This window comes from Agrobacterium sp. D14 (genome assembly GCF_001526505.1).
GTDB classification, from domain to species: Bacteria; Pseudomonadota; Alphaproteobacteria; order Rhizobiales; family Rhizobiaceae; genus Agrobacterium; species Agrobacterium leguminum.
Map to the genome: position 1 here is coordinate 1 of NZ_ASXX01000031.1, position 26,910 is coordinate 26,910.

Below are 26,910 nucleotides of genomic sequence, written 5' to 3' on the forward strand. Positions count from 1 at the left end.
TCCACCTTGCCGGCAAGCTTGCCGAAGGCGACGACGGAGCCGGTGAAGGTGACCGCGCCGATGAAGACGCCGAGGAAGACCTCGACCTTCATGATCGCCAGTTCAACCGGCGTCTTGTGGGCGAGGATGGCGGAAAAGCCCGTCAGCAACGAACGCGCGGTCTCATCGAGCGAGGCGACATGCGCTTCCTCGATATGGGCGTTGAAGCCGATGAAGACGGCGGCAAGACCGACGAAGGAGTGAAGGGCTGCAACAAGCTGCGGCATTTCGGTCATCTGCACGCGGCTTGCGACGAAATAACCGAGAACGGAGCCGCCCGCCAGCATCAGCAGCACGACGAGCCATTGTCCGACGCCCTTGCTGATCTCAGGGCCGAAGACGGTGGCGACAATGGCGAGGCCCATGCCTGTTATGCCGTACCAGACGGCGCGTTTTGCGCTTTCCTGTCCGGAAAGGCCGCCAAGAGAAAGGATGAAAAGAACGGCTGCGGCAACATAGGCCGCGGAAACGATACCAATGGTCATTGAATGTCCCCTACACGGCTCAGGACTTCTGGAACATGGCGAGCATGCGCCGTGTCACGAGGAAACCGCCGACGATGTTGATCGTCGCGATCAGGACGGAAAGCGAGGCGAGGATCACCACCAGCCAGTTGCCGGAACCGATCTGCAGCAATGCGCCGATGATGACGATGCCGGAAATCGCGTTCGTCACCGCCATCAGCGGCGTGTGCAGCGAGTGGCTGACATTCCAGATGACCTGGAAACCGACGAAGCAGGCCAGCACGAAAACGATGAAATGGCTCATGAAGCTTGCCGGCGCGAAAGCGCCTACCAGAAGCAGGATCGCCGTACCGACGGCGAGCAGGCCAACCTGGCTTTTCGTCTGCGCCTTGAAGTCCGCATGTTCCTTGGCGTGCTTTTCCTCAGGCGTAAGTTCTTTTGCTCTTTCCTTCGGCTTCTGCGCGGCAATCGCCTGAATTTTCGGCGGCGGCGGAGGGAAGGTAATTTCACCTTGATAGGTGACCGTCGCGCCACGGATGACATCGTCTTCCATGTTGTGAACCGGCTTGCCGTCCTTGGCGGGCGTCAGATCGGTCATCATGTGGCGGATGTTGGTGGAATAGAGCGTCGAGGCCTGCGTGGCCATGCGGCTCGGGAAATCCGTATAGCCGATGACGATGACGCCATTCTCTGAGACGACGCGCTGGTCGGGAACCGTGAGGTCGCAATTGCCGCCGCGCTCGGCGGCGAGGTCGATGATGACCGAACCCGGCTTCATCATCGCCACCATGTCGGCGAGCCACAGTTTCGGGGCGTCGCGGCCCGGAATGAGCGCCGTGGTAATGACGATATCGATCTGCGGCGCGAGTTCGCGGAATTTCTCGAGTTGCTTCTCGCGGAATTCCGGCGAGGAGGGGGCGGCGTAACCGCCGGTGGCGGCGCCATCCTGCTGCTGATCGGCGAAATCGAGATAGACGAATTCCGCGCCCATGGATTCGATCTGTTCGGCCACTTCAGGGCGAACGTCGAAGGCATAGGTAATGGCACCGAGCGATGTGGCCGTGCCGATGGCGGCAAGACCGGCAACGCCTGCGCCGATGACCAGCACCTTGGCGGGCGGCACCTTGCCGGCGGCGGTAACCTGACCGGTGAAGAAGCGGCCGAAATTATTGCCGGCCTCGATCACCGCGCGATAACCGGCGATATTGGCCATGGAGGACAGGGCGTCCATCTTCTGGGCGCGGGAAATGCGCGGCACCATGTCCATGGCGATGACATTTGCGCCCTTTTCCTTTGCCTGCTCCAGAAGGTCCTTGTTCTGGGCGGGATAGAAGAACGAGATCAGCGTCTTGTCCGAAGACAGGCGATCAATCTCCGACGTTTCCGGCGGACGAACCTTGGCGATGATGTCGGAACCGGCGTAAAGCGCATCGGCGCTGTCGACGATCGTTACACCGGCTGCGCGATAGGCGTCGTCGGAAAAACCCGCCGCCTTGCCTGCACCGGTTTCAAGAATGCAATCATATCCGAGTTTCTGCAATGCCTGGGCGCTGTCGGGCGTCATGCCGACGCGCGCCTCGCCCTCATATAATTCCTTAGGTGTCCCGATTCTCAAAATGGCTCTCCCTCTGCCTGATAATATAGGGGGGTCATAACCTATTCAGGGGGGCTTTGTCTCCATATTGATTTTGTCTTGCCTGCGACGGAATGACAGCCCGCTGCGACAGTCTTGTTCGATATGCGGACGTACCGCGCAATAAAAGAACCCGGCGCTTCCGCGCCGGGTTCCGAAAATGTCGAACAGGGTATGGCTCAATCCATGGCGTGGATATCGCGATCCTTGGTTTCCGGCAGGAACAGCAGGCCGACGACCAGTGTGATGCCTGCGAAGATGATCGGGTACCAGAGGCCGTAATAGATGTCGCCCTTCGCCGCGCTCATCGCAAAGGCGGTGGCGGGCAGAAGGCCGCCGAACCAGCCGTTGCCGATGTGGTATGGCAGCGACATGCCGGAGTAGCGGATGCGGGTCGGGAACAGTTCGACCAGCAGGGCCGCGATCGGGCCGTAAACCATCGTCACGTAGATGACGAGGACGGTCAGGACTGCGATGATGACGACCCAGTTCACGGCGGCCGGATCGGCCACCATGGAGAAGGTGCCGCCGCCGGCTACGGTGTAGACGGCCATTTCCGCCGCACCTGCGGCTTCTGCGGGTGTCAGCAGCTTGTCCGCCACCAGCTTGTCGGTCGCGACCATCTTCTTGTCGGCAGCGCGAACGGCCTCCGCATTGAGGTTAAGCTCCGGGTTTGCGGCAATGAAGGCATCCAGTTTCGCGTCCGGCACCTGTGCCGCGCCGCGCACCAGCGGGTAGCCGCCATCGTGAAGCGCCATGTTGACCTGCTTCTGGAAGGCCTTGTCCTTGGCTGCCGCATCCGCGCCGGCGGCGGCCGCGTCGTAGCTGGCGATGGTCGCATCGCCGATCTTGATGCTGGCCGGCTGGCCGGCTGTTCCTGCAACCACGTCATAGGGAACGGAGTTGCGTGTCAGGAACGAGGTGGCGATATCGCAGGATGTGGTGAACTTCGCCGTGCCGGTCGGGTTGAACTGGAACTTGCAGTCGCCGGGGGCTGCGGTCACGGTGGCGCGAACGGTGGACTGGGCTTGTGCAAGCGCCGGGTTGCCGGCCCATGTCAGTGCCTTGAACAGCGGGAAGTAGGTCAGCATGGCAAGGATGAGACCGGCCATGATGATCGGCTTGCGGCCGATCTTGTCGGAAAGCCAGCCGAAGATGACGAAGAAGCTGGTGCCGAGGATGAGTGCTGCCGCCACCATGATGTTGGCGGACTGGCCGTCGACCTTCAGAATGCTCTGCAGGAAGAACAGCGCGTAGAACTGGCCCGTATACCAGACAACGGCCTGCCCGATGACGGCGCCGACAAGCGCGATGAGCGCGATCTTGGCGTTTTTCCACTGGCCGAAAGCTTCGCTGAGCGGCGCCTTGGATGTCTTGCCTTCTTCCTTCATCTTCTTGAAGGCGGGGGATTCATTCATTTTCAGACGAATCCAGACCGATACGCCGAGCAGCAGAACGGAGACGAGGAAGGGAATGCGCCAGCCCCAGGCTGCGAAGGCTTCCTTGCCGAGTGCGAACTGCACGCCGAGAATGACCACCAGCGACAGGAACAGGCCGAGCGTCGCCGTCGTCTGGATCCATGAGGTGTAATAGCCCCTGCGGCCGTTCGGCGCATGTTCGGCGACGTAAGTTGCCGCACCGCCATATTCACCGCCGAGCGCCAGGCCCTGCAGCATACGCAGAACGATCAGGATGATCGGAGCGGCAATGCCGATCTGCGATGCGCCGGGCAGGACGCCGACGAGGAAGGTCGAAACGCCCATGATGAGGATGGTGATGAGGAAGGTATATTTGCGGCCGACAATGTCGCCCAGACGGCCGAATACCAGCGCGCCGAAGGGGCGCACGAGGAAGCCGGCGGCGAAGGCCAGCAGCGCAAAGATGTTGCGTGTCGTTTCCGGATATTGGCTGAAGAAGTTCGCGCCGATATAGATCGCGAGCGAGCCGTACAGATAAAAATCGTACCATTCGAAGACTGTTCCGAGAGAAGAGGCGAAAATCACCTTCTTCTCTTCACCCGTCATTGGACGGGCGGCGCCGCTCACGGCTGCAATATCTGCCATTGTCTGTCCTCCACAGATGTCCCAATTGGCGCATTGCGGAGCCCATCTCTCTCCTCCGGACTCCCCATAAGGGTGCAATGCGCGGAGTGTCAGAGTGACAGAAAATTAACTGCAATAAGAGCGATGCTTTCGGATTATGACTTTAGTCTAATGCAAGGCGTCCCGAAAATGTCGCGAGGCCGATTTGACGTCTTGCGCAAGACGTCTCCAAACGCGCCTTTTTTCTTGACACAAACAAGAAACCTTCTAATAGCTTCTCGCGAAGAAGGAGCATCACCTTGCGCATGCATGTTGCAGACATGTTCGTCATGGAAGGACCGGCACAATCCGCCGGCGATGATCCGCGCCTTTCTCATTCTACCCGAATTACGGCCAAAACGACGATTAAAACCGTCTAACGTCTCTGGCCACCGCTCTCTCCCCGGTTTGGCTGGGGATCGAGGAAGCCGCGATCTGATGCGGGTTCCCACCTCACCAAAAAGAGGAGAGACAGAAAGAGAGCTTGATCATGGGTTTCAAAGTTGCAATTGCAGGCGCCACCGGCAACGTCGGTCGCGAAATGCTCAATATCCTGGCCGAACGCGGTTTCCCCGCCGATGAAGTCGTGCCGCTCGCTTCCGCCCGCTCGCAGGGCACGGAAGTCTCCTATGGCGACCGCACGCTGAAGGTCTCGAACCTCGAGAACTACGATTTTTCCGACACGGATATTTGCCTGATGTCGGCCGGCGGCGACGTTTCCAAGAAGTGGTCGCCGAAGATCGGCCAGCAGGGCTGCGTCGTCATCGACAACTCTTCCGCATGGCGCTACGATCAGGACGTTCCGCTGATCGTTCCGGAAGTCAATGCCGATGCGGTTGCGGGCTTCACCAAGAAGAACATCATCGCCAACCCGAATTGCTCCACGGCACAGCTCGTCGTCGCGCTGAAGCCGCTGCATGACTTCGCCAAGATCAAGCGCGTCGTCGTCTCCACCTACCAGTCGGTTTCCGGCGCCGGCAAGGAAGGCATGGACGAGCTGTTCCAGCAGACCCGCGCCGTCTTCGTGGCCGATCCGGTGGAAGCCAAGAAGTTCACCAAGCGCATCGCCTTCAACGTCATTCCGCATATCGACGTCTTCATGGAAGACGGCTACACCAAGGAAGAGTGGAAGGTTCTGGCCGAAACCAAGAAGATGCTCGATCCGAAGATCAAGGTAACCTGCACGGCCGTGCGCGTTCCGGTCTTCATCGGCCATTCGGAATCGGTCAATATCGAGTTCGAAAACGAGATTACCGCCGATCAGGCGCGCGATATCCTGCGCGAAGCGCCGGGTTGCCTCGTCATCGACAAGCGTGAAAACGGCGGCTACATCACCCCGGTTGAATCCGCCGGTGAGGACGCGACCTATATCTCGCGCATCCGCGAAGATGCGACGGTCGAAAACGGCCTCAACCTGTGGGTTGTTTCCGACAATCTGCGCAAGGGTGCAGCTCTCAACGCCGTCCAGATCGCCGAACTCTTGATCAATCGTGGTTTCATCAAGCCCCGCAAGGCGGCTGCCTGATACCATTTTTTAAGGTTCGTTAAGTATAACCCGTCTGTTCTGTGTGGGGCAGGCGGGTTTCATAATTGGCGACGATCACGGCCAGTTTATTTGCAGGCCTTGCTGCCGAAAGGCAATTTAGGCCGCCAAAAAGCAATTTGGCACCTGAATCATACAGTATTGACGGTTTGGTTCTCGGGAAAAATTCCCCAAAGGATATCGAAGGCAGATTTTGATGCGGGCAATGAAGGTAATTCTGGCTGGTGTGGCCATGGTTTCGGTTCTGGCAGCGACGCCGGTTATGGCTGCGCAATGCGGCAACACTTCGGCGGGCTTCGATGCCTGGGTCGGCGCCTTCAAGCAGGAAGCGGCGGGCCGCGGCGTCAGCGCCTCGGTGCTCGACCGTGCTTTCTCCGGCGTCTCCTACAACCAGGCGACGATCCGCGCAGACCGCGGCCAGCACAGCTTCAAGCTCTCCTTCGAACAGTTCATGCAGAAGCGCGGCGGTCAGACGATCATTTCGCGCGGCAAGACCATGAAGAAGAACAACGCTTCTCTCTTTGCTTCCATCGAGCGCGCCTATGGCGTGCCGGCCGGTCCGCTGCTCGCCATCTGGGGCATGGAAACCGGCTTTGGCGGCTTCATGGGCAACCAGCACACGCTTTCCGCCGTGGCGACGCTCTCCTTCGATTGCCGTCGTTCGGATTATTTCACTGAGCAGCTTTATGCGGCCCTCAAGCTCGTCGGCAGCGGTTCGCTGAACGTCAATGCCAAGGGTGCTGCCCATGGTGAAATCGGCCAGACGCAGTTCCTGCCGCTGAATGTCGTGCGTTACGGCGTGGATTTCGACCGCGACGGCCGGATCGATCTCGTCGGTTCGCGCGCCGATGCGCTGGCCTCCACCGCGAACTTCCTTGTTGGCCATGGCTGGCAGCGTGGCGCCGGTTATCAGCAGGGACAGGCGAACTACGCGGCCATCCAGGGTTGGAACGCCGCAAGCGTCTACCAGCAGGCCATCGCCTTCATCGGCAAGGCGATTGACGGCCAATAAGGTCTTAGGTTTGAAAGGCCTCGTGATAATAAGGCCTTATCCGCATTCTCGACGTCATCCTCGGGCTTGTCCCGAGGATCTGCAACGTTTCGATTTTGTGCGAGGTGGTTAGATCCTCGGGACAAGCCCGAGGATGACGGGAGTTACCGGAGCGGGGCCTAAAAGGTGCCCAATAGTGCAAGCCCGCTTCATTCACAGATCCGGGCGACGGAAATCACCCGTTTTGCTGTCCATCACCCACAATTCGCCGGTCGAAATATCGAACCACGCGCCGTGCAGCTTGACCTTGCCGGCGGTTTCCTGCGCCTTGACGAAGGGGAAGCCGCGCAGATTGGCGATGGAGTTGCGGATGGAAACCCGTTCCAGCGCCGTCTGGCGCTCGGAGGCGGTCATGACATCGTTGCTCTGGATCTGCTCGGCGGCCGACTTGACCATGTTCATCCATTTGCCGATGAAATCGCCGGGAGACAGCGGCTCGAGATTGGGATCGAGCGCTGCCTGAATGCCGCCGCAGCGGCCGTGGCCCATGACGACGATATCCTTCACCTTCAGAACCTGAACGGCGTATTCGATGGCCGCCGAGGTGGCGTGGTACTGCCCGTCCGGCTCGAAGGGCGGCACCATGTTGGCGACGTTGCGAACGACGAAAAGCTCTCCCGGTCCGCAGTCGAAAATGGTTTCCGGCGCGGAGCGGGAGTCACAACAGGCAATGAACAGGGTCTGCGGCTTCTGTCCGGTGTCGGCCAGAACGCGGTATCTTTCGCGCTCGTCGACGTAGCGGCCGCTCATGAAGTTCTTGTAGCCGTTGAGAAGGGTTTCCGGAAAATCTTTCATCTATCGCAGTACCGTTGTGGTTGGACCGAGATCAAGAGAAGAACTCGGTGCGTTGAAGACCAATCCTTTGGAGCATTTTCGCTTTTCTTCGAACCGCGAAACCGCTCCAACTCCTTGTTTGCCGCATTTCCGGACGGAAAACCGAGGGCCACTTTTCCTGGAAATGCTCTAGCCGCTATTTGCGCTTGCTGCGCGAAGGATGCAAGAGATGACGCATCTGCACCATGGCCATGGGTGTGGAGAGGCTCGAAGAGTCCGTCTCCAGCGTCAGTTCGTTCATTTCGCGTTTTTTGGTGCGGGCCAGAATTTCGAAGACGCTGGCGGTTGCGAGCTGCAGCGCCTTTTCGTCATCCATGCCTTCCAGCAGGCGGGCGAGGAACAGCGCCGACATCAGATCGCCGAGGCCGTTCGGCGCATTCTCGATGGCGCGGTGTTCGGCAAGCAGCGCGTGACGGCCGCTGAGATAAAGATTGCCGGTGCCGCCCGTCATCATCGGCACGGCTGAGGTGACCAGCATTTTCGGCGGGCCCAGCGCAAGTGCGGCATCCATGATGGCATTGTTGGTCTCGAGCTCGGCTCCGCTCATCCAGGCCAGCTCGTAACGGTTCGGCGTGGCGACGGTGGCAAGCGGAATGAGGTGATCGCGGATGGCTTCTGCGGTCTCGAGCGGAATGTAAAGCCCGCCCAGATCGCCCATGACCGGGTCGCAGGCGTAAATCAGCGACGGGTTCTTTTCCTTCAGATTGCGGATCAGCCTTGCGACAGAGCGCACCTGTGCGGCGCTACCGAAATAACCGGTCAGAACAGCCTTGACCTCGCCGATCCATTTGGCGTTTTCGAGGTCGGTCATCGCCTTGTCGAAATCGTCGTCCTGAAAGCGCATCCGGGTGGAAGGGCCGTGGCCGGGATGCCAGGGCATGACGATGGTGGGCACCGCCCAGACGGGATAACCGAGTGTCTCCAGCGCAAAGACTGCGGCGCGATTGCCGACGGAACCACGCATGACATGGCTGGAAATGACGATGACGGCGCCCTGTGTATTTTCCTGCATCACGGCCTTCTTGCTTTCAAACGAGGCAGAAAGCCCGCAAGTGCACCCCGCCTTGCCACTGCCCAAAGATCAAGATGCGCTCTCATGACATATCGCAAGGCCGGTTTCCACCGTTAATCCCGCAAGGGTCTATCCCGCAAAAGCATGGCGCGGTCAGGTTCTCTGTCTCTGCCAGCGCTACCTGCCTGTCATTGCGAGATTGCCGAAGTACTCTATAGTTGTACCATGCTCGATCTCGTCATTGCCTATTGGCCGCATATCCTTGCCGTTCTCTCGATTTTGATGGGAACCGTGGCGGCCGTGCATGCCACGATGACGAAGGAGGAGGTCCGCTCCGCGCTCGGTTGGGTCGGCGTCATCGTGCTGTCGCCCATCGTCGGCGCGGTCATCTATGCCATTGCCGGCATCAACCGCATTCGCCGGTCCAATATCACGCAGCAGCGGTCCTTCATGCAGGACGAGATCATGGATCGCGTGGCGCGTCTGGATGCCAGCGGCGAGACGATAGCCGCGCGTTTCGGACGCCGTTTCGAGGCGATGAAGACGCTGGGCGACCGGGTGACGCGCCATGCGCTGACGACCGGCAACGGCATCGAGCCGCTGGTGACGGGGGATGCCGCCTATGCCGCCATGCTGGAGGCCATCGATGAGGCGAAGCGGTCGATCATTCTCGAAACATATATTTTCGACAATGACCGGATCGGCGCCCGCTTTGTCGCGGCGCTCGAAAGGGCGAAGTTTCGCGGCGTGGAGGTGCGGGTGCTGGTGGATGCGGTGGGTGCGCGTTATTCGGTGCCGAGCATCCTGCCGACGCTCCGGGAAAAGGGCATCGTCTGCGATGTCTTCAACGGCAATGTCATCATGGGGCTGCGGCTGCCCTATGCCAATCTGCGCACCCACCGCAAGATCCTCGTGGTGGACGGGCGCATCGCATTCAGCGGCGGCATGAATATCCGCGAGGGTTTCACCCAGGAATTCGGCGGCGAAAGCCAGTCGCACGACACGCATTTCAAGATCACCGGGCCGGTCGTATCGGATTTTTTCTCCATCGCGGCGGAGGACTGGCGTTTTACGACAAGGGAGCTTCTGGATGCGCCGGTCTGGGATATCGCCATTCCCGATGGCGTGCCGGGCTCGCAGATCGTTGCCCGCGTCTGCTCCTCCGGGCCGGACAAGAGCATCGAGACCAGTCACAAAATGCTGATGGGTGCGTTTTCCGTTGCGCGCTCCTCCATTCTCATCATGTCGCCCTATTTTCTCCCCGATCGGGAGCTTATTTCGGCGCTCATAACCGCAGCAAGGCGGGGAGTCGTGGTGGATATCATCGTGCCGAAAAGCAACAATCTGGTGCTTGTGGACAGGGCGATGACGGCGCAGTTCGACCAGATGCTGAAGAATTACTGCCGCATCTGGCGGGCGACGGGGGCTTTCAATCATTCCAAGCTTCTGGTGATCGACGGGCGCTGGAGCTACATTGGCTCTTCCAATCTCGATCCGCGTTCGCTGCGATTGAACTTTGAGATCGATCTCGAAGTTATGGATGAGGAATTCGCCGCGACAATTGGCGAGCGCATCCGGGATGCACGGGCAACCGCCTTGCCCGTGCGGCTCAGCGAACTGAATGCGCGGCCATTCGTTGTCCGTTTTGTGGAGCGTGTCCTGTGGCTCGCTTCGCCTTATCTTTAGAGTGCGGTGCGTCCGGCAGGGCGCTGCGCGAGACCGGAGGCATCGACGCGTGAAAAAGAACGGTTTGCTGGATGATGAAAAAACGGCTTTGACGAAAAACACCAGCCTGTCCGCCTTCGTCATGCAGTCGCTGCGCGACCGCCGTCAGCGCCAGAATACGGCGCCAGCGACGAAAGATCATTCCTTCCCCGTGATCGCCTCCTACAATGTGCATAAATGCGTTGGCCGCGACCGCAAGTTCGATCCCGATCGCACCAGCCGCGTCATTCAGGAAATCGGCGCTGACATCATCGCCCTTCAGGAAGCGGACAGCCGTTTCGGCGAGCGCACCGGCCTGCTCGATCTCGCGCGGCTGGAGCGGGAAAGCGGCCTCATTCCCGTACCCGTGCAGGCCGGCGTGAAGGCGCATGGCTGGCACGGCAATGTCGTGCTGTTCAAGGAAGGGGCGGTCAGGGATGTGCATACGCTGAAATTGCCGGGGCTGGAGCCGCGCGGCGCGCTCGTCGTGGAGCTGGATCTGAAACGGGGCGGCACGCTGCGGGTCATCGCCGCCCATTTCGGGCTTCTCAGACATTCCCGCGCCCAGCAGGCGAAAGCATTGATCGGCCTTCTGGAAGCACGCAACGAATGCGCGACCATTCTCATGGGAGACCTGAACGAATGGCGTCTCGGCAACGGGTCGTCGCTCAATACGTTCCGGGATGCTTTTGGCGCTTTGCCGCCGGCGGTGCCGAGTTTTCCGTCCAACCTGCCGGTGCTCGCGCTCGACAGGATCATCGCCAATCGTGAAGGACTGATCGAGCAGGTGGAGGCGCATGACAGCGCACTGGCGCGCATCGCCTCGGATCATCTGCCGTTGAAGGCGGCGGTGCGGACCGACCTGCTTCCGGCCTGATACCGCTGCGGATGATATGCCGCAAGCAGGAGACCGGACCCAGGCACAGGTTAAAGCCGTTACGCCGCCGTCAGATGGCTGCGCGAACGGGCTTCCAGCAACGACGTGCGAATGGCTTCCATCAGCCGCTCACGGTTGTTTCTGGTCTTGCTTCTGTCCAGGTTCTGCGCGGAAAGCGCCAGATCCAGACCTTCATGCATCACGATCGAATAGGCAACGGTCGTTGCCCAGTTTTCGTATTCCTGCTCCATCATGCAGCCCCTGAACTAAATCATTTAGTCCGAATCACCCTGTTCTTGAGAATTTACCACAAAATACAAAGCATAAAATAGCATCGTTTCTTGCTGCTTCGTCGAGTTGGTGTGGATATATTGATTTTTGACAGGTTCAATGCGGGACAATATAGGCGATTTTCCCGCTTAAGCATTTGAAACTGATTCTATTTCAGTGGAGTCGCATAGACATTTGCAGACATAAAAACGCCGCGCATCGGGGGATGCGCGGCGGGCTTGCTTCGAAGGTGGCGGTGGATGGGAGTGCGGTCTCAGCCGGCCTTTTCGAGCTTGTAGTCCGAATTGGCCGGTTCTTCCTGCTTATGCTGGATGAGCGGACGATTGCCCGCCAGCCTGCGCACCAGCACGTAGAATACCGGTGTCATGAAGATGCCGAAGAACGTTACGCCGATCATGCCGGAGAACACCGCGACACCCATGGCTGCACGCATTTCCGCACCTGCACCGGTGGAGACGACCAGCGGCACCACGCCCATGATGAAGGCGAGGGAGGTCATCAGGATCGGGCGCAGGCGAAGCCGGCTTGCCTCGATCGCCGCCTGAAGCGGCGTTCGTCCTTCGAATTCCAGCTCCCGGGCGAATTCCACGATCAGGATCGCGTTTTTCGCCGAGAGACCGACAAGGACGACAAGGCCGATCTGCGTAAAGATGTTGTTATCCCCTCCTGTCAGCCAGACGCCCGTGAGGGCCGCAAGCACACCGAGCGGGACAATCAGGATGATCGCAATCGGCAAGGTGAGGCTTTCATATTGCGCGGCGAGCACGAGATAGACCAAGAGCAGCGCCAGCGGGAAGACCACGATGCTGGAATTGCCGGCCAGAATCTGCTGGTAGGTCAGGTCCGTCCATTCGTAGTCGACACCGGCGGGCAGGGTTTCGGCAAGGATTTTTTCAATCGCCGCCTGCGCCTGTCCCGAGGAGAAGCCCGGTGCCGGACCGCCGTTGATATCGGCCGCAAGGAAGCCGTTATAACGGTTGGTGCGCTCCGGTCCCGTCGTCGCATTCACCTTCAAGAGCGTCGACAGCGGGATCATCTGACCCGATGCGGAGCGAACCTTCAGGCGGCCGATATCTTCGGCATGCGCGCGGAACTGGGAATCCGCCTGGACCCGCACGCTGTATGTCCGTCCGAAAGCATTGAAGTCGTTGACATAGAGCGAGCCGAGATAGATCTGCAGCGTCTGGAAGACGTCGCTGACGGAAACGCCCAGCTGTTCCGCCTTGGCGCGGTCGAGATCGGCGAAGAGCTGCGGCACGTTGATCTGGTAGCTGGAGAAGATGCCCGCGAGTTCCGGCGTCTGATAGGCCTTGCCGATCACTGCCTTCGTCGCTTCATCCAGCGTCTGGTAGCCGTAGCCGGCGCGGTCTTCGATCTGCAGCTTGAAGCCGCCCGTCTGGCCGAGACCGTTGACCGGCGGCGGCGGGAACATGGCGATGAAGGCATCCTGAATGCCCGCATATTTCTGGTTCAGCTGCATGGCGATGGCGCCGCCGGACAGTTCCGGTGTCTTGCGTTTTTCGAAGTCATCGAGAACCGCAAAGACGATGCCGGAATTGGAGCCGATGGTGAAGCCGTTGATCGACAGGCCGGGGAAGGCGATGGCGTGGCTGACGCCGGGTGTTTCGAGCGCGATGTCGCTCATCCGCTTGATGACGCTTTCGGTGCGGTCGAGCGTTGCGCCGTCCGGAAGCTGGGCGAAGCCGATCAGGTACTGTTTGTCCTGTGCCGGCACGAAGCCGCTCGGGACGGTGGTGAACGTGCCGTAGGTGGCGGCCACCAGCGCCATATAGACCATCATGACAAGGCTCTTGCGCGTCACCAGCCCGCCCACGGTCTTGCCGTAGCCGTTGGAGGCGGCACCGAAGGCGCGGTTGAAGCCGCGGAAGAACCAGCCGAGGATCTTGTCCATGAAGCGGGTCAGCCAGTCTTTCGGTGCGCCGTGTTCCTTCAGCAGCAGGGCTGCAAGGGCGGGCGACAGCGTCAGCGAGTTGATCGCCGAAATGACGGTGGAGATGGCGATGGTCAGTGCGAACTGCCGGTAGAACTGGCCGGACAGGCCAGAGATGAAGGCAAGCGGCACGAAGACCGCGACCAGAACCAGCGCAATCGCGATGATCGGGCCGGAGACTTCGCGCATCGCCTTGTAGGTGGCGTCACGCGGCGAGAGCCCGTTTTCGATGTTTCGCTCGACGTTTTCGACGACCACGATGGCGTCATCCACCACGATGCCGATGGCGAGCACGAGCCCGAACAGCGTCAACGCGTTGATGGAAAACCCGAAGGCATACATGACGGCGAAGGTGCCGATGATCGAGACCGGAACGGCGATCAGCGGAATGATCGAGGCGCGCCAGGTCTGCAGGAAGAGGATGACGACAAGCACCACGAGGCCAACGGCCTCGAGGAGTGTGTCGACAACCTTTTCGATGGAGGAGCGCACGAATTTCGTCGTGTCGTAGACGATTTCGTATTTCACACCGTCAGGCATTGCCAGCTGCAGATTGTCCATCGTGGCGCGGACATTGTCGGCGATTTCGATGGCGTTGGAGCCGGGGGCCTGAAGCACCGCGACAGCCACGGCGGGTTCGCCGTCGAGCAGCGAGCGCAGCGTGTAATCGGCCGCACCGAGTTCGATGCGGGCGACGTCACGCAGGCGGGTGATTTCACCATTGGCGCCGCTCTTGACGATGATGTTGCCGAATTCCTCCGGCGTGGTCAGACGGCCCTGGGCATTGACGTTGAGCTGCAGGTCGACGCCGTTCGGGCTTGGGGAAGCGCCGATGACGCCGGCAGCGGCCTGCACGTTTTGCTGGCGGATGGCGTCGGAAACGTCGCTGGCTGCCAGATCATGCTCGGCGACCTTCTGCGGATCGAGCCAGACGCGCATGGAATAGTCGCCTGCGCCGAAGACCTGCACCTGGCCGACACCTTCGATGCGGGCAAGCCGGTCCTTGACGTTCAGCGTCGCATAGTTGCGCAGATAGGTGATGTCATAGGCGTCGGTCTTCGAGACCAGGTTGACGACCATGATGAAGTCGGGCGAGCTCTTGACGGTGGTGATACCGAGTGCGCGCACTTCCGCCGGCAGGCGCGGTTCGGCCTGCGACACGCGGTTCTGCACCAGCTGCTGCGCCTTGTCAGGGTCGGTGCCGAGCTTGAAGGTCACGGTCAGCGTCAGCACGCCGTCGGACGTCGCCTGGCTGCCCATATAGAGCATGTCCTCAACGCCGTTGATCTGTTCTTCCAGCGGTGTCGCGACGGTTTCGGCAATAACGGTCGGGTTCGCGCCGGGATAGGTGGCGCGGACGACGACGGATGGCGGAACGACTTCGGGATATTCCGAAATCGGCAGGGCGCGCATGCCGAGAAGGCCTGCCACCACAATCAGGATCGACAGAACGCCGGCGAATACCGGCCTGTCGACAAAAAATCTGGAAATATTCATATCCAGTCCCTCTCCGGGTCTTTGGGAATGCGAAGGCCGTTCCGGCGGCAATCCTGCCGCCGGTGAAGGCCGGTTCTGTCTGAAGGGGCGTCTCGCGAAAGCGCGGGACGCTTGCTGATCAAAGAGGCGGGTTACTGCGAAGCAGCAACCTTGTCTTCCGCCTGCGGTGCGATGGTCGCGCCGGGGCGAATGCGCTGAAGGCCGTTGACGACGATCGTATCACCGGCGGCAAGGCCGCTTTCGATGATGCGCTGGCCATCGGCCGATGCGCCCGGCTTGATCTGGCGATAGCTCACCTTGTTTTCGGCATCGACCACGAAGACGAAACGCTTGTCCTGATCCGTGCCGATGGCCCGGTCGCTGATGACGATGCGGTTTTCCGGCTTCGGTTCACCCATGCGCACCCGCACGAACTGGCCCGGAATGAGCCTGCCGTCCGGATTTTCGAAGACGGCGCGGACACCGATGGTGCCGCTTGCCGAATCCACCTGGTTGTCGATCAGGTGCAGGGTGCCCTTGATCGGCGTGCCCTCATCCGAAAGCGTGCCGATTTCCACCGGGATCTGTTCGAGAGCGGGCAGGGCGCCGTCCGTCTGCGGCAGTTCGGCAAGCGCCTTGGCCACGACGCCTTCGCTGGCGTTGAAGCTGGCATAGATCGGGTTGACCGATACCAGTGTCGTGAGCGCCGGCGAGGTCGAGCCGGCGGCGACGAGGTTGCCGGCGGTGATTTCGATACGGCCGACGCGGCCGGAAACCGGGGCGAGGATTTCGGTATAACCGAGATCGAGCTCAGCCGTCGTCAAAGCGGCGCGGGCGGCGCGAAGTTGGGCTTCGGCATCCGCAAACGAGCTTTGCCGCTGGTCGAGATCGCTCTGGGAGATTGTGCGATTATCGGAAAGCCTGCGGCCACGGTCGAGTTCGGTCTTTGCAAGGCTGACCTTGGCTTCGGCCGAGGCGACCTGCGCTTCGGCGCCGGCAACGGCAGCCTGATAGGGGGCCGGATCGATGGTGAAGAGGGCGTCGCCTTCCTTTACCAGCGCGCCTTCGCGGAAATGCACGGCCTTGATCTGGCCGGCGACGCGGGAGCGGATCTGCACCCGGTCGACGGCTTCGAGACGGCCGGAAAACTCTTCCCAGCGCATCACGTCGCGGCTTTCGACCTTGGCGACGGTAACCGGGATTGCCGGTGTTTCGGCAGGCGTGGAAGCGGCCGTTGCATCGCGGCTGGTGGGGAGGTCGAAAAACAGTGCTGCTGCTGCAACGGACATGGCAAGTCCGATGCCGGCACCCGTCAGGGCCCGGCGCTTTGTGTTCAGCGTCATGGGTATCTCCTTGGCCCCCCTATCGGGAGCAGGTCGTTCATAAATAAATGCGAATTTTCAGTGTTTTAACTGGTCAACGAAGGTCTTGAACTCCGAACAGACGGATGAGACCCATCCGCCGCCCTCTCCTTGATAAAGCCCCGTCCAGCCGACACCGGCGGGGAAAACATGCTGCCGGACGCAGACGCCTGAGGCGATGAGGCGGTCTGCATAATTGACCGTTTCGTCGCGCAGAGGGTCGTCCTCGGCGGTAAAGATCAGCGCCGGTGCCACCCGGTTCAGCCGCGTGCACTGGCAGGGCGCGGCATAGGGGTGGAAAAACCCGCACGCCTTGGCAAGGTAATGGCTCCAGCCATCGGCCCAGCGCTGGCGCATGCCGATCCTGTCCGCGTCGCGGAAGGATTCCGTCGTCATCATCGGGTCGATCATGGGCGACAGAAGAATCTGGCCTGCGAGTTTGCCCGGCATGCGGTCACGGGCCTTCAAGGCAAGCCCCGCCGCCACATTGCCGCCAGCCTCTTCGCCGGCCACGAACAGCAGCGATTTCGCGCCGCCATAATGCTTGCGGTCCCGGCTCAGATGATCGAGCGCCTCATAGGCGCAGTCGATGACCATCGGAAACTCGTTGCCGGACGGCTTGCTATAGTCGGCTTCCACGACCACTGCGCCGCTTTCCGCAAGCGCGCGGGCCACCGGAAGCTCGGGGCAATTGCCGCCCGGTTCGAGACCGGGTTCCAGAAACGATCCGCCGCGCAGATAAAGCACGACAGGCGGATGGCTGCAAAGGCAGGACCCTTCATAACGGCGCACGGAGAGCTTCGACGCGGACGTCTCGCTACCCATATTTTCCCAATGCGCGTTCATGACTCCAAATCCTTTGCGCCGCCACTTAAAGCGTGTTGCGATCCTTCGGATACGCTCCTGCGCTTTAAGTTTTTATCTTGCCGCATGTCGTGACCGCAAAACCGCAACGCACTTTTGCGCGACATGCTTCAAGGCGGATCATATTGCAAAATCTGAAATCCATATTATTGTTCGGATCGAAACGATCAAGCATGCAAATTTGAAAACACTATTCCGAAATCACGGATAATCATATCTCCGAGGCAGTGAATGGATCAGCTCTCCGCCATGCGGGTTTTTACGCGGGTCGTGGAAACCGGCAATTTCAGCCGCGCCGCCACCGCGCTGAACATGCCGAAAACCACTGTTACCAATATGGTGCAGGCGCTGGAGGCGCATTTGCACACCACACTTCTCAACCGCACCACGCGCCGGGTGATGCTGACAACGGACGGCGCTCTCTATTATGAGCGGGCCTCACAGATTTTGTCGGAAATCGAAGAACTTGACGGCAGCATGTCCAGCGCGCAGGTTCAGCCCTCCGGCCGGTTGCGGGTGGAAATGGCCGGTGTCTTCGCGGATCTGGTGGTTATCCCACATCTTTGCGAATTTTACCAGCGTTATCCGCAAATCCGTCTCGATCTCGGTGTCGGCGACCGTCTGGTCGATTATATCGCGGAGAATGTCGACTGTGCGCTGCGGGTCGGCGTGCTGCGCGATCAGTCGCTGATTGCCCGTAAAGTCGGCGAACTGCGGTTCGAGACATTCGCCTCGCCGTCCTACATCGAAAATTTCGGCATGCCGCAAGAACCGGAGGATCTGGAGAAGGAGCATTATTCGGTGGGCTACCTCAATGCCACCACCGGCCAGATCATGCCGGCCTCCTTCGACAATGGCGTGCGCAGCGTCGAGCTGACCCCGAACTATGTCGTCTCGGTCAATGACAGCCGCACCTATCTCAATGCCGCGCTGGCCGGCATGGGCATCGTGCAGCTTCCCGTCTTCATGGTGAAGGATGCGCTTTCGCGGGGAGAACTGGTGCCGGTGCTTTCCGAATGGCGGCGCGAGGCCATGCCGATCTATGTGGTCTATCCGCAGACCCGGCATGTAACCAACAAGGTCCGCGTTTTTGTCGACTGGCTGGCCAAGCTGGTGCACGGTCTGGTGTGAGGCGGCCAGTCACCGCCCGACCCTTGCTGCGACAAAATCGATAAAGGCGCGCACGCGGGCGGCCAGATGTTCGTGACCGGCATAAACCGCGTGGATCACTTCCATTTCCTCGGCATTATAGTCTTCCAGCACCGGCACGAGCAGGCCCGCCTCGATGTCCGGCTCGATATGAAATTCGCCGACCCTTCCCAGCCCCAAGCCCGTCAGGCAGAGCCTTCGCATGGCCATGCCACTGTTGACCGAGACGTTGCCGGTTACGGGCAGTCGGTAAACTTCGGTAGAACCGGGGTTGCGAAACGGCCATTCGTTGAGGCTGCGGCTGAAATTGAAGCTGAAACAATTGTGCCGCGCCAGATCCTGCGGTTTTTCCGGCATGCCGTGTCGTTCGATATAGGCGGGGGAGGCGACGATGACGCGACGGACTTCCTTCAGCTTTCTCGCCTTCAGGGATGAATCTCCCATCGCGCCCGAGCGGATGGCGATATCGGTGCGTTCCTCGATCAGGCTGATGACGCCGTCGGTCAGCGAGATATCCAGCTCGATTTCCGGATAAAGCGACAAAAATTCCGGCGCAAGCGGCAGCAGATAACGTTCGCCGAAGCCCAGCGTGGCGTTGACGCGCAAAAGGCCGCGCGGCACCACCTTGCCGCCGCTCGCCACGATCTGCTCGGTCTCGGCTATGTCGGCGAGAATGCGCCTTGCCCGCGCAAGATAGACTTCGCCCTCCGGTGTGAGCGTGACAAGCCGGGTGGAGCGGGCAAGCAGCCGGGTGCCGAGGCGGTCTTCGATACGTGTGACAAGCTTGCTCACCGCCGAGGGTGAAAGCTTCAGCCTGCGCCCGGCGGCGGAAAAACTGCCGAGTTCCGCGGCCGCCACGAAGACTTCCATTTCTCCGGCCCTGTTGTCCATCGCCGCACCGCCTGTGAAATCAATTCAAAGGTATTTATCCGACCTTACCGATTATCATGCAAGTCCCCTTCGCCCATATTGCGTCCATAGATTTGATCCAACCGGACAGCATCGCTGTCCAGAACGCCCGCGATCCCGCTCCGGGCGAAGAGGTATTCGTCATGCCATTGGCCATATTTGCCCTGACGATCGCGGCCTATGCGATCGGCACCACGGAGTTCGTGATTGTCGGTCTTCTGCCGACCGTCGCGACCGATCTTCACATTACCCTGCCGCTTGCCGGCCTCATCGTCAGCGTTTATGCGCTGGGCGTCACCTTCGGTGCACCGATCCTGACGGCGCTGACTGGCAGGATCGAACGAAAGCCGCTGCTGCTCGGCCTGATGGCCCTGTTCGTCATCGGCAACAGCGCTGCGGCCTTGTCGCCGAGCTATGAGATGCTGCTTGTCGCCCGCGTCATCGCCGCTTTCGCCCATGGCGTCTTCTTCTCGGTCGGCTCCACCATCGCCGCCGATCTCGTGCCGGAAAATCGTCGCGCTTCGGCCATTGCCATGATGTTCATGGGGCTGACGGTTGCCATCGTCACCGGCGTTCCGCTCGGCACCTATATCGGGCAGGTCTTCGGCTGGCGTGCGACCTTCTGGGTCGTTGCCGCCCTTGGCGTCATCGCCTTCTTCGGCATTGCCACGCTTTTGCCGAACACGCTCAAGAAGGCGCCGCCGGCGAGCCTCTTCGATCAGGTCCGTGTTCTCGGCTCCGGTCGCCTGCTCATCGTTTTCGCCATGACCGCGCTCGGCTACGGCGGCACCTTCGTCGCCTTCACCTTCCTTGCGCCAATCCTGCAGGATGTCACCGGCTTTTCGGAAAAGAGCGTCAGCCTGATCCTCGTGCTTTATGGCATCGCCATTGCGGCCGGCAATATCGGCGGCGGCAGGATCGCCAACCATAATCCGGCCAGGGCGCTGATCGGCCTCTTCCTGGCGCAGGCCATCGTGCTGCTCGTCTTTTCCTTCACCGCCTTCTCGCCGGTGCTGACGCTCATCACGCTTGCCGCGCTCGGTTTCCTGTCCTTCGCCAATGTTCCCGGCCTGCAGCTTTATGTGGTGCAGCTTGCCAAGGAACATCGCCCCGGCGCCGTCGATGTCGCCTCGGCGCTCAACATCGCCGCCTTCAACCTCGGCATCGCCATCGGCGCATGGCTTGGCGGTCTGGTGGTGGAATCGCCGATGGGTCTTGCCGCAACCCCGTGGGTCGGCGCCATCCTCGTCGCCGTGGCCCTGCTCTTGACCCTCTGGAGCAGCACGCTCGACCGCCGCGCCGCGCTGACGCTGAAAACCGCCTGAACTTTTCATAAAATTCCCGGCCGCTCCCAAGTCGGCCGGGCCGCTTCAAAGGAGAAAATATATGTTTGATGTCACCGCAAATGGCGCTTCGATCCCGGCGCTGGGTTTCGGCACGTTTCGTATTCCCGGTCCCGATGTGCTGCGCATCGTTCCCCATGCGCTGAAAGCCGGTTTCCGCCATATCGATACCGCCCAGATCTACAGCAATGAGGCCGAGGTCGGTGAAGCCATCGCTGCCTCAGGTGTGGCCCGGGGCGACGTGTTTCTGACCACCAAGGTCTGGGTCGAGAACTACAGGCACGATGCCTTCCTCGTCTCCGTGGATGAGAGCCTGAAAAAGCTGAAGACCGATTATGTCGACCTGCTGCTGCTGCATTGGCCGAATGAGGCGGTTTCGCTTGCCGAGCAGATCGGCGCGCTGAACGCGGTGAAGGAAGCGGGCAAGGTGCGTCATATCGGCGTTTCCAATTTCAGCACGGCGTTGATGGCCGAGGCGGTGAAGCTGTCCAAGGCCCCGATCGTGACCAACCAGATCGAATACCACCCCTATATCGATCAGGACGTGGTTATCGCCGCGGCAAAGGCCGCCGGCATGTCGGTGACGGGTTATTACGGCATGGCCGATGGCAAGGTGTTTACCGATCCGGTGCTGAAGGAAATCGCCGCAGGCCGTGGCAAGTCGGTGGCGCAGGTGGTGCTGCGCTGGCTCGTGCAGCAGCAGGGTGTCATCGCACTGTCGAAAACGGTCAGCGAAGCCCGCGTCGATGAAAATCTTGCCATCTTCGATTTCGAGCTTTCCGCCGATGAAATGGCGGCGATCCGCGCGTTTGCCAGACCGGATGGCCGCATCGTTTCGCCGGAAGGGCTTGCACCCGTGTGGGACAAGGCCGCCTGACAATGAGGACCGGGGAGGGAGCGCCCTTCCCGGTTTGCCCACGCGTGGGAAATCCTCGCGCATTTCGCACGGCGATGCGTGTCACAGCCCATGGAAACGTCGCGTTTCACATCGGGTGTAGTGAAGATATATCTGCCCGTTCTGGAAATTTGGAGCGGGCGAAGGGATTTGAACCCTCGACCCCAACCTTGGCAAGGTTGTGCTCTACCCCTGAGCTACACCCGCTCAAATCCACCGGTCCGGGGTAGTTCGCTGAACCGTGGGCCGCCGAAGCGGCGACGGGTGCTATATCGCTCAATCGTTTTTGGAATGCAACAGTTTCTTTTGCGGTTTCGGTGGAAATCCGCCTGTGTGCGGATTTATCTGAAATCTGGCGGCCATCACGGGCTGAAGCGCAGGGAATTTCCGCTGAAGATATTGTTTCAGCTGGGTTTTATCTCCCTGTCACGGGGGTGGCAGCCGGCGGGAAGGCCAGAAAATAACCTATTTACATTTGGTTAAAATCTGATTCGACAAGTGATTCGTTCGGGTGTACAAATTTCCTGTCCACGAAAAAATCGAAACGATATTGGGAACGATACTTGGCATATCATCATCGGGAGGATGAGCCTTGTCGTACGCAGCTTTTGAAAGAGTTGGCGCACAATTGTCGCCAGAGCAGATCACCGATCTACAGAATATTTTCGATGGCGTATGTTTCGAGTGCCTTCAAGATCGCAGCAGCCATGTTGCCAATGAGTGCGCAGCGGTTTTGATCCGAAGCGCCCAGCGCGGCATTCTCGACCATGAAATGTTGCGCGATATAGGGCTTGCGGTCTTACGTCGGCATTGATTGCGCCATTCCGTTTAAAAAAAAGCGCCCGGGTATCTCGGGCGCTTTGCTGTTTGGGGAGGCAAGAGCCGTTTGCCGCTCAGCTCTTTTCCTGCACATGCGCTTCGAGGAACCACAGCGACTTGTCGAGATCGCGCGAGGCGGCGGTGAAGATATCCGCCGTCGTCGGGTCGCCCGCCTCGTCGGAATCGTCGATAGCCTTGCGGATCATGTTCGCGACTTCGCCATAACGCTCGATCAGTTCGTCGAGATGGTCGTGGATCTTGTAGATATCGGTCGGATACGCCTTGAGCTTCGTTGTGGAAGAGACGGCTTGCAGGCTGCCGAGCGCCGTGCCGCCAAGCTGGACCACACGCTCTGCGATGGTATCGCCATGATTGTCGAGCTGGGTGCGGAAAGTGTCGAGAAGTTCATGCACGGCGATGAATTGTGGGCCCTTGAGGTTCCAGTGCGCCTGCTTGGTGATAAGCGCAAGGTCGATTACCGAGGCCAGCGATTCGTTCAGAATGCCGATCACGGTCGACTTGGCGTTGGAAGGCAGGTCGTTCTTCGTCTTGTGCGTCTTCATCGATGTCTCCTGAAGTTGCGGACGGAATGCCGCTTTGGAAAAGTCCGTCGTTTAACGTCCGGGCCTGTGGCCCTGTTCCATGCTAAGCACCGGGACAGCAAAAATCCTGCACAATCATCATGTCATTCGTAAAACAGGCAGATGCGCCGGCCGTCTATCTCATTGACGCGGATCGGCATGTCGTAGATGTCCTTGAGGACGTCCGGACGGATGATCTGTTCCGCCGGCCCCTGATGGCAGATGCGGCCTTCACGCATGGCGATGATGGTGTCGGAATACCAGGAGGCGAAGTTGATGTCGTGCAGCACCAGAACCACGGTTTTCTTCAGCTCGTCGGCCGCCTTGCGCATGATCTTCATCATGCCGGAGGCGTGTTTCATGTCGAGATTGTTGAGCGGTTCGTCGAGCAGCACGTAATCGGTATCCTGGCACAGCACCATGGCCACGAAGGCGCGCTGGCGCTGGCCGCCGGAAAGTTCGTCCAGAAACCGGCCGGCAAGGGTTTCGAGATGCAGATATTCCAGCGCCCGGTCGATATGGACCTTGTCCTCGATGGTGGGGCGGCCCTTGGAATAGGGGTAACGGCCGAAACCGACGAGGTCGCGCACTGTCAGGCGTGAGGAGATGTGGTTGTCCTGCCGCAATATGGAGAGCCGCTTGGCCAGCGTATCGGAAGGGGTTTTCGTGACATCCAGACCGTCGACGGTCACCGTTCCGGCATCCATCGACATCAGCCTTGCGACGATGGAGAGCAGCGTCGATTTTCCCGCACCATTCGGCCCGATGATGGAGGTGACGCCGCCTGCCGGAATGGAGACGGAGACGCCATCAACGACGAGGCTGTCGCCATAGGATTTGCTGATCTGACTGGCGATGATCATCGCGCACCCCGCTTCAAAATAAGACCGATAAAGACGATGCCGCCGAGAAATTCGATGATGATCGAGAGCGCCGTATCGAAGGCGAAAACCCGCTCCAGCACCACCTGGCCGCCAACGAGGCAGATCACGGCAATGAGGATCGCCGCCGGCAGCACATAGGCGTGTTTGCCGTTGCCGGTGAGATAATGGGCAAGGGCTGCGACCAGCAGGCCGAAGAACATGACCGGGCCGACCAGCGCCGTTGAGACGGCGACCAGCACCGAGACCAGCACGAGGATGATGGTGACCGTGCGCTTATATTCGACGCCGAGGCTGACGGCCGTTGCGCGGCCGAGCGAGAGGACGTCGAACGTGTGCATGAGCCTGAGCCCGATGATGGTCACCACGCCGATGATGACGGCGGAGACGGTAAGAAGCGTCGGATCGATGGAATTGAAGCTGGCGAACAGCACATCCTGCAGCACGGTATATTCATTGGGGTCCAGCACGCGCTGCATGAAGCCCGAGAGGCTGCGGAAGAAGACGCCGAAAACGATGCCGACCAGCACCAGAAGATGCAGGCTGCGTTCCGCGCCGACGAAAAGCCAGCGATAGAGCAGGGCGGAAAAGGCGACGAGAAGGCTGGTTTCAGTGAGAAATTTCAGCTGCGGATCGATCATGACGACGGTTGCCGAGCCGAAGACGAAGATCAGCCCGGTCTGCATCAGCACATAAAGCGAATCGAAACCCATCACCGAAGGGGTGAGGATGCGGTTGTTGGTGACCGTCTGGAACAGCACGGTGGAGACCGCGATGGCATAGGCCACCAGCAAGAGCGACAGAAGCTTGATGCCGCGAAACGGCAGCACGAAACTCCAGCTTCCCTTGGCGCCCAGCGTCATGAAGGCGGCCATGGAGATGAGTGCGAATGCCGCAAGCACGAGCAGAACGGTTTTTGCACGCCGGTCGGGATGTCTCTCACGCATGGTGGCGTTTCCGCAGCAGGAGATAGAGGAACAGCGCGCTGCCGATGACGCCGACCACGGTTCCGATGGGTATTTCGTAAGGCGCGCGCACGGTTCGGCCGATGATGTCGCAGGAAAGCACAAAGACCGCGCCGAGCGTTGCCACCCAGGGCACGGAGCGGCGCATATTGTCGCCGATCATCAGGCTGACGACATTCGGCACGATCAGCCCGAGAAAGGGGATCATGCCGACGGTGACGACGACGACTGCGCTGACCAGCGAAACGATGGTGAGGCCAAGCGCCATGACGCGGCGGTAGTTGAGGCCGAGATTGGTGGTGAAATCGCGGCCCATGCCGGCCACGGTGAAGCGGTCGGCGGCGAGATAGGCGGCAATGGCGAAAAGGAAGCCGACCCACAGCAATTCATAACGGCCGCGCAGCACACCGGAAAAATCCCCCGTCATCCATGCGCCCAGCGATTGCAGGAGATCGAAACGATAAGCGAAGAAGGTGGTGATGGCGGAAATGACGCCGCCCAGCATGATGCCGATCAGCGGCACCAGCAGCACGTCGCGCAGCGGCACTTGCCTGAGGATACGCAGGAACAGCGCGGTGCCGGCGAGCGCGAAGACGGCGGCCACCAGCATTTTGCCGAAGATCGGCGTATCCGGCGCCAGCAGGGTGACGGTGAGAAGACCGAGGCCGGCGGATTCGGTGGTGCCCGCCGTCGAAGGCTCCACGAAGCGGTTACGCACCAGCATCTGCATGATGAGCCCGGCAATCGCCATCGAGCTTCCGGCCAGTATCAGCGCCAGCGTGCGCGGAATGCGGCTGACGAGCAGCACGCGCAGCGCGTCCGCGCTGGTATCAGGCGAAAAGAGCGTGGCGAGCGAGACATTGCTGACGCCGACGAACAGGCTGGTAATGGCGAGCACCAGAGCCAGAAGAAGGGCTGATATCAGTGAAAGGGACTTCACGTTGGCGGTTTCCGGAAAAGGCGAAAGCTCCCGGTAGCCTCAAGCCATCGGGAGCCCTGATGTTGTTCGGCAGGGGTTATTTCTTCTCGGAGACGGCCTTGTAGACCTGATCGAGCAGGGTGGAGAGCGCCGTATAACCGCTGCTGACGATATAGGCCGCCTGCGGATCGAGATAAACGATCTGCTTTTTCTTCCAGGCATTGGTCTGGTGCACCAGCTCGTTATCCAGCACCTGCGCGGCGGCCTTGCCGGGGTCGGTGGCGCGGCCGATGCCGGCGTCGCGGTCGATCACGAACAGCCATTCGGGGTTGACCTCGGCCAGATATTCGAAGGAGACGACATCGCCGCGGTCGAAACGGTCGTCGATGTCGGCGGCGACCGGCTTGAAGCCGATTTCGGTGTGCAGCCAGCCGGTGCGCGAACTCGGGCCATAAACGCCGACCTTGCCGGCATTGGTGACGAGGATCATCGCCGTGCCGGAATTGGGTGCGATTTCCTTCAGCTTCGCCACTTTTTCATCGATGGCGGCGTCGAGCTTCTTGGCCTCTTCCTGCTTGCCGAAGATATCGCCGAGCTTGGTGATGTTGGCTTTCACGCTGCCGATGAATTCCTTGGAATCCACCGACATGTCGATAGCGGGCGTGATCTTCGCAACGTCCGGATATTTCGCCCGCGAACGGCCGCCGACGATGACGAGATCGGCCTCGGCCGCATTGATCGTCTCATAATCGGGCTCAAACAGCGTGCCGACCTTCAGATATTTGCCGTCGGCATATTTCTGCAGATAGGTGGGCAGGTTGGAGCCGACGACACCGGCGGGCTCGACGCCGAGCGCATCGAGATTGTCGAGCGAGGGAATATCGAGAACCAGAACCTTCTTCGGCGCCGCCTTCAGCACGGTTTCGCCCTGCGCGTGCTTGATCGTCATTTCTTCGGCACTTGCCGTCATCGCGCCGAGGCTGAAGGCCGCTGCCGCCAGCAGCCGAACGGGGAAGGTGAAGTTGATGGCCACTTATATGTCCCTTGCACTATGTTCCGAGCCGGCGGAAACGATCCCACCGGGTTAACTTGATGTTGGCGATCAGCTTTATTGGCAAGGTCGGCGGAAATCAAAATTATGTTTTAGAACGGTTCTGAATTGCGGTGAGCGGGAAAGGGGGAGCCGCGCGTAGCAAGACTCGTTGTGATCGCCGGACGTAGGACGCAGCCTAGCCACGACATCCGTCATGCCGGACTTGATCCGGCAT

At 60.2% G+C, this 26,910-nt stretch carries 23 protein-coding genes and 1 tRNA gene; 8 read left to right on the plus strand and 16 right to left on the minus strand.

Going from position 1 to position 26,910, the window contains the following annotated elements; genetic code table 11:
* The 3 genes from L901_RS16730 to L901_RS16740 all read right to left on the minus strand — a co-directional run.
* Window positions 1-524: NAD(P)(+) transhydrogenase (Re/Si-specific) subunit beta (locus tag L901_RS16730; protein WP_197419711.1), on the minus strand; the 524-nt coding region annotated here is incomplete at its 3' end.
* Between the two features lie 19 nt (window positions 525-543).
* Window positions 544-2,118: a Re/Si-specific NAD(P)(+) transhydrogenase subunit alpha gene (locus L901_RS16735; RefSeq protein WP_059758849.1), complete on the minus strand. Its 1,575-nt coding sequence runs from the start codon at window positions 2,116-2,118 to the stop codon at window positions 544-546.
* 197 nt (window positions 2,119-2,315) lie between these two features.
* Entirely contained in the window at window positions 2,316-4,199 is a 1,884-nt protein-coding gene (locus L901_RS16740; RefSeq protein WP_059758852.1) for an MFS transporter, read from the minus strand.
* A gap of 508 nt (window positions 4,200-4,707) precedes the next feature.
* Here L901_RS16740 and L901_RS16745 point away from each other — a divergent pair.
* Together L901_RS16745 and L901_RS16750 are read left to right on the plus strand one after the other, a co-directional pair.
* Window positions 4,708-5,742 (plus strand): aspartate-semialdehyde dehydrogenase, encoded by a 1,035-nt coding sequence (locus L901_RS16745; protein WP_003522626.1) that lies wholly within the window; start codon window positions 4,708-4,710, stop codon window positions 5,740-5,742.
* Between the two features lie 214 nt (window positions 5,743-5,956).
* Window positions 5,957-6,772 carry a lytic transglycosylase domain-containing protein gene (locus tag L901_RS16750; RefSeq protein WP_003522625.1) on the plus strand — a complete coding sequence of 272 codons (816 nt, stop codon included), beginning with the start codon at window positions 5,957-5,959 and terminating at the stop codon, window positions 6,770-6,772.
* A gap of 192 nt (window positions 6,773-6,964) precedes the next feature.
* On the opposite strand, the gene L901_RS16755 is transcribed toward L901_RS16750, so the two are convergent.
* Window positions 6,965-7,606, minus strand: a complete 642-nt coding sequence (locus tag L901_RS16755; RefSeq protein WP_006312112.1) for a carbonic anhydrase — start codon at window positions 7,604-7,606, stop codon at window positions 6,965-6,967.
* 175 nt (window positions 7,607-7,781) lie between these two features.
* Entirely contained in the window at window positions 7,782-8,657 is an 876-nt protein-coding gene (pdxY, locus tag L901_RS16760; protein ID WP_059758854.1) for a pyridoxal kinase PdxY, read from the minus strand.
* A 225-nt stretch (window positions 8,658-8,882) separates the two neighbouring features.
* On the opposite strand from pdxY, the gene L901_RS16765 reads away from it, so the two are divergent.
* Both L901_RS16765 and L901_RS16770 read left to right on the plus strand, forming a co-directional pair.
* Entirely contained in the window at window positions 8,883-10,343 is a 1,461-nt protein-coding gene (locus L901_RS16765; protein WP_031233581.1) for a phosphatidylserine/phosphatidylglycerophosphate/cardiolipin synthase family protein, read from the plus strand.
* A 49-nt stretch (window positions 10,344-10,392) separates the two neighbouring features.
* Window positions 10,393-11,238 carry an endonuclease/exonuclease/phosphatase family protein gene (locus L901_RS16770; RefSeq protein ID WP_059758857.1) on the plus strand — a complete coding sequence of 282 codons (846 nt, stop codon included), beginning with the start codon at window positions 10,393-10,395 and terminating at the stop codon, window positions 11,236-11,238.
* Window positions 11,239-11,297: 59 nt separating this feature from the next.
* Here L901_RS16770 and L901_RS16775 read toward each other — a convergent pair whose 3' ends face one another.
* The 4 genes from L901_RS16775 to L901_RS16790 all read right to left on the minus strand — a co-directional run bounded on the left by L901_RS16775 (window position 11,298) and on the right by L901_RS16790 (window position 17,163).
* A complete protein-coding gene (locus L901_RS16775) occupies window positions 11,298-11,492 on the minus strand; it encodes a hypothetical protein (RefSeq protein WP_003522620.1) in 195 nt (64 codons plus the stop codon).
* A 290-nt stretch (window positions 11,493-11,782) separates the two neighbouring features.
* Window positions 11,783-14,977, minus strand: coding sequence for an efflux RND transporter permease subunit (locus tag L901_RS16780; RefSeq protein WP_059758860.1), 3,195 nt, complete (start codon window positions 14,975-14,977; stop codon window positions 11,783-11,785).
* Window positions 14,978-15,108: 131 nt separating this feature from the next.
* Window positions 15,109-16,299: an efflux RND transporter periplasmic adaptor subunit gene (locus tag L901_RS16785; protein ID WP_059758863.1), complete on the minus strand. Its 1,191-nt coding sequence runs from the start codon at window positions 16,297-16,299 to the stop codon at window positions 15,109-15,111.
* Between the two features lie 57 nt (window positions 16,300-16,356).
* Window positions 16,357-17,163 carry an alpha/beta hydrolase fold domain-containing protein gene (locus L901_RS16790; RefSeq protein ID WP_059758865.1) on the minus strand — a complete coding sequence of 269 codons (807 nt, stop codon included), beginning with the start codon at window positions 17,161-17,163 and terminating at the stop codon, window positions 16,357-16,359.
* A gap of 249 nt (window positions 17,164-17,412) precedes the next feature.
* Between L901_RS16790 and L901_RS16795 the strand changes: the two genes are divergently transcribed.
* Window positions 17,413-18,312 carry a LysR family transcriptional regulator gene (locus L901_RS16795; RefSeq protein WP_003522616.1) on the plus strand — a complete coding sequence of 300 codons (900 nt, stop codon included), beginning with the start codon at window positions 17,413-17,415 and terminating at the stop codon, window positions 18,310-18,312.
* A gap of 9 nt (window positions 18,313-18,321) precedes the next feature.
* On the opposite strand, the gene L901_RS16800 is transcribed toward L901_RS16795, so the two are convergent.
* Window positions 18,322-19,221, minus strand: coding sequence for a LysR family transcriptional regulator (locus tag L901_RS16800; RefSeq protein ID WP_059758867.1), 900 nt, complete (start codon window positions 19,219-19,221; stop codon window positions 18,322-18,324).
* A gap of 161 nt (window positions 19,222-19,382) precedes the next feature.
* Between L901_RS16800 and L901_RS16805 the strand changes: the two genes are divergently transcribed.
* Window positions 19,383-20,564: an MFS transporter gene (locus L901_RS16805; protein ID WP_031233494.1), complete on the plus strand. Its 1,182-nt coding sequence runs from the start codon at window positions 19,383-19,385 to the stop codon at window positions 20,562-20,564.
* Window positions 20,565-20,625: 61 nt separating this feature from the next.
* Window positions 20,626-21,459, plus strand: a complete 834-nt coding sequence (locus L901_RS16810; RefSeq protein ID WP_059758870.1) for an aldo/keto reductase — start codon at window positions 20,626-20,628, stop codon at window positions 21,457-21,459.
* A gap of 150 nt (window positions 21,460-21,609) precedes the next feature.
* Here L901_RS16810 and L901_RS16815 read toward each other — a convergent pair.
* Window positions 21,610-21,684: transfer RNA gene (locus L901_RS16815), tRNA-Gly, on the minus strand.
* 385 nt (window positions 21,685-22,069) lie between these two features.
* Here L901_RS16815 and L901_RS27465 point away from each other — a divergent pair.
* Window positions 22,070-22,291: a hypothetical protein gene (locus L901_RS27465; RefSeq protein ID WP_004443464.1), complete on the plus strand. Its 222-nt coding sequence runs from the start codon at window positions 22,070-22,072 to the stop codon at window positions 22,289-22,291.
* A 79-nt stretch (window positions 22,292-22,370) separates the two neighbouring features.
* Here the strand turns inward: L901_RS27465 and dps are convergent, their stop codons facing one another.
* From dps to L901_RS16845, 5 genes are all read right to left on the minus strand, one after another.
* Window positions 22,371-22,859: a DNA starvation/stationary phase protection protein Dps gene (gene dps, locus L901_RS16825; RefSeq protein ID WP_059758872.1), complete on the minus strand. Its 489-nt coding sequence runs from the start codon at window positions 22,857-22,859 to the stop codon at window positions 22,371-22,373.
* 122 nt (window positions 22,860-22,981) lie between these two features.
* Window positions 22,982-23,740: an ABC transporter ATP-binding protein gene (locus L901_RS16830; RefSeq protein WP_059758875.1), complete on the minus strand. Its 759-nt coding sequence runs from the start codon at window positions 23,738-23,740 to the stop codon at window positions 22,982-22,984.
* Window positions 23,737-24,705: an iron chelate uptake ABC transporter family permease subunit gene (locus tag L901_RS16835; RefSeq protein WP_059758878.1), complete on the minus strand. Its 969-nt coding sequence runs from the start codon at window positions 24,703-24,705 to the stop codon at window positions 23,737-23,739. Before L901_RS16835 ends, L901_RS16830 begins: the two co-directional genes overlap by 4 nt.
* Entirely contained in the window at window positions 24,698-25,663 is a 966-nt protein-coding gene (locus tag L901_RS16840; protein ID WP_059758881.1) for an ABC transporter permease, read from the minus strand. Before L901_RS16840 ends, L901_RS16835 begins: the two co-directional genes overlap by 8 nt.
* A gap of 76 nt (window positions 25,664-25,739) precedes the next feature.
* Entirely contained in the window at window positions 25,740-26,675 is a 936-nt protein-coding gene (locus tag L901_RS16845) for a siderophore ABC transporter substrate-binding protein (RefSeq protein WP_059758884.1), read from the minus strand.
* Window positions 26,676-26,910 lie beyond the last annotated feature (235 nt).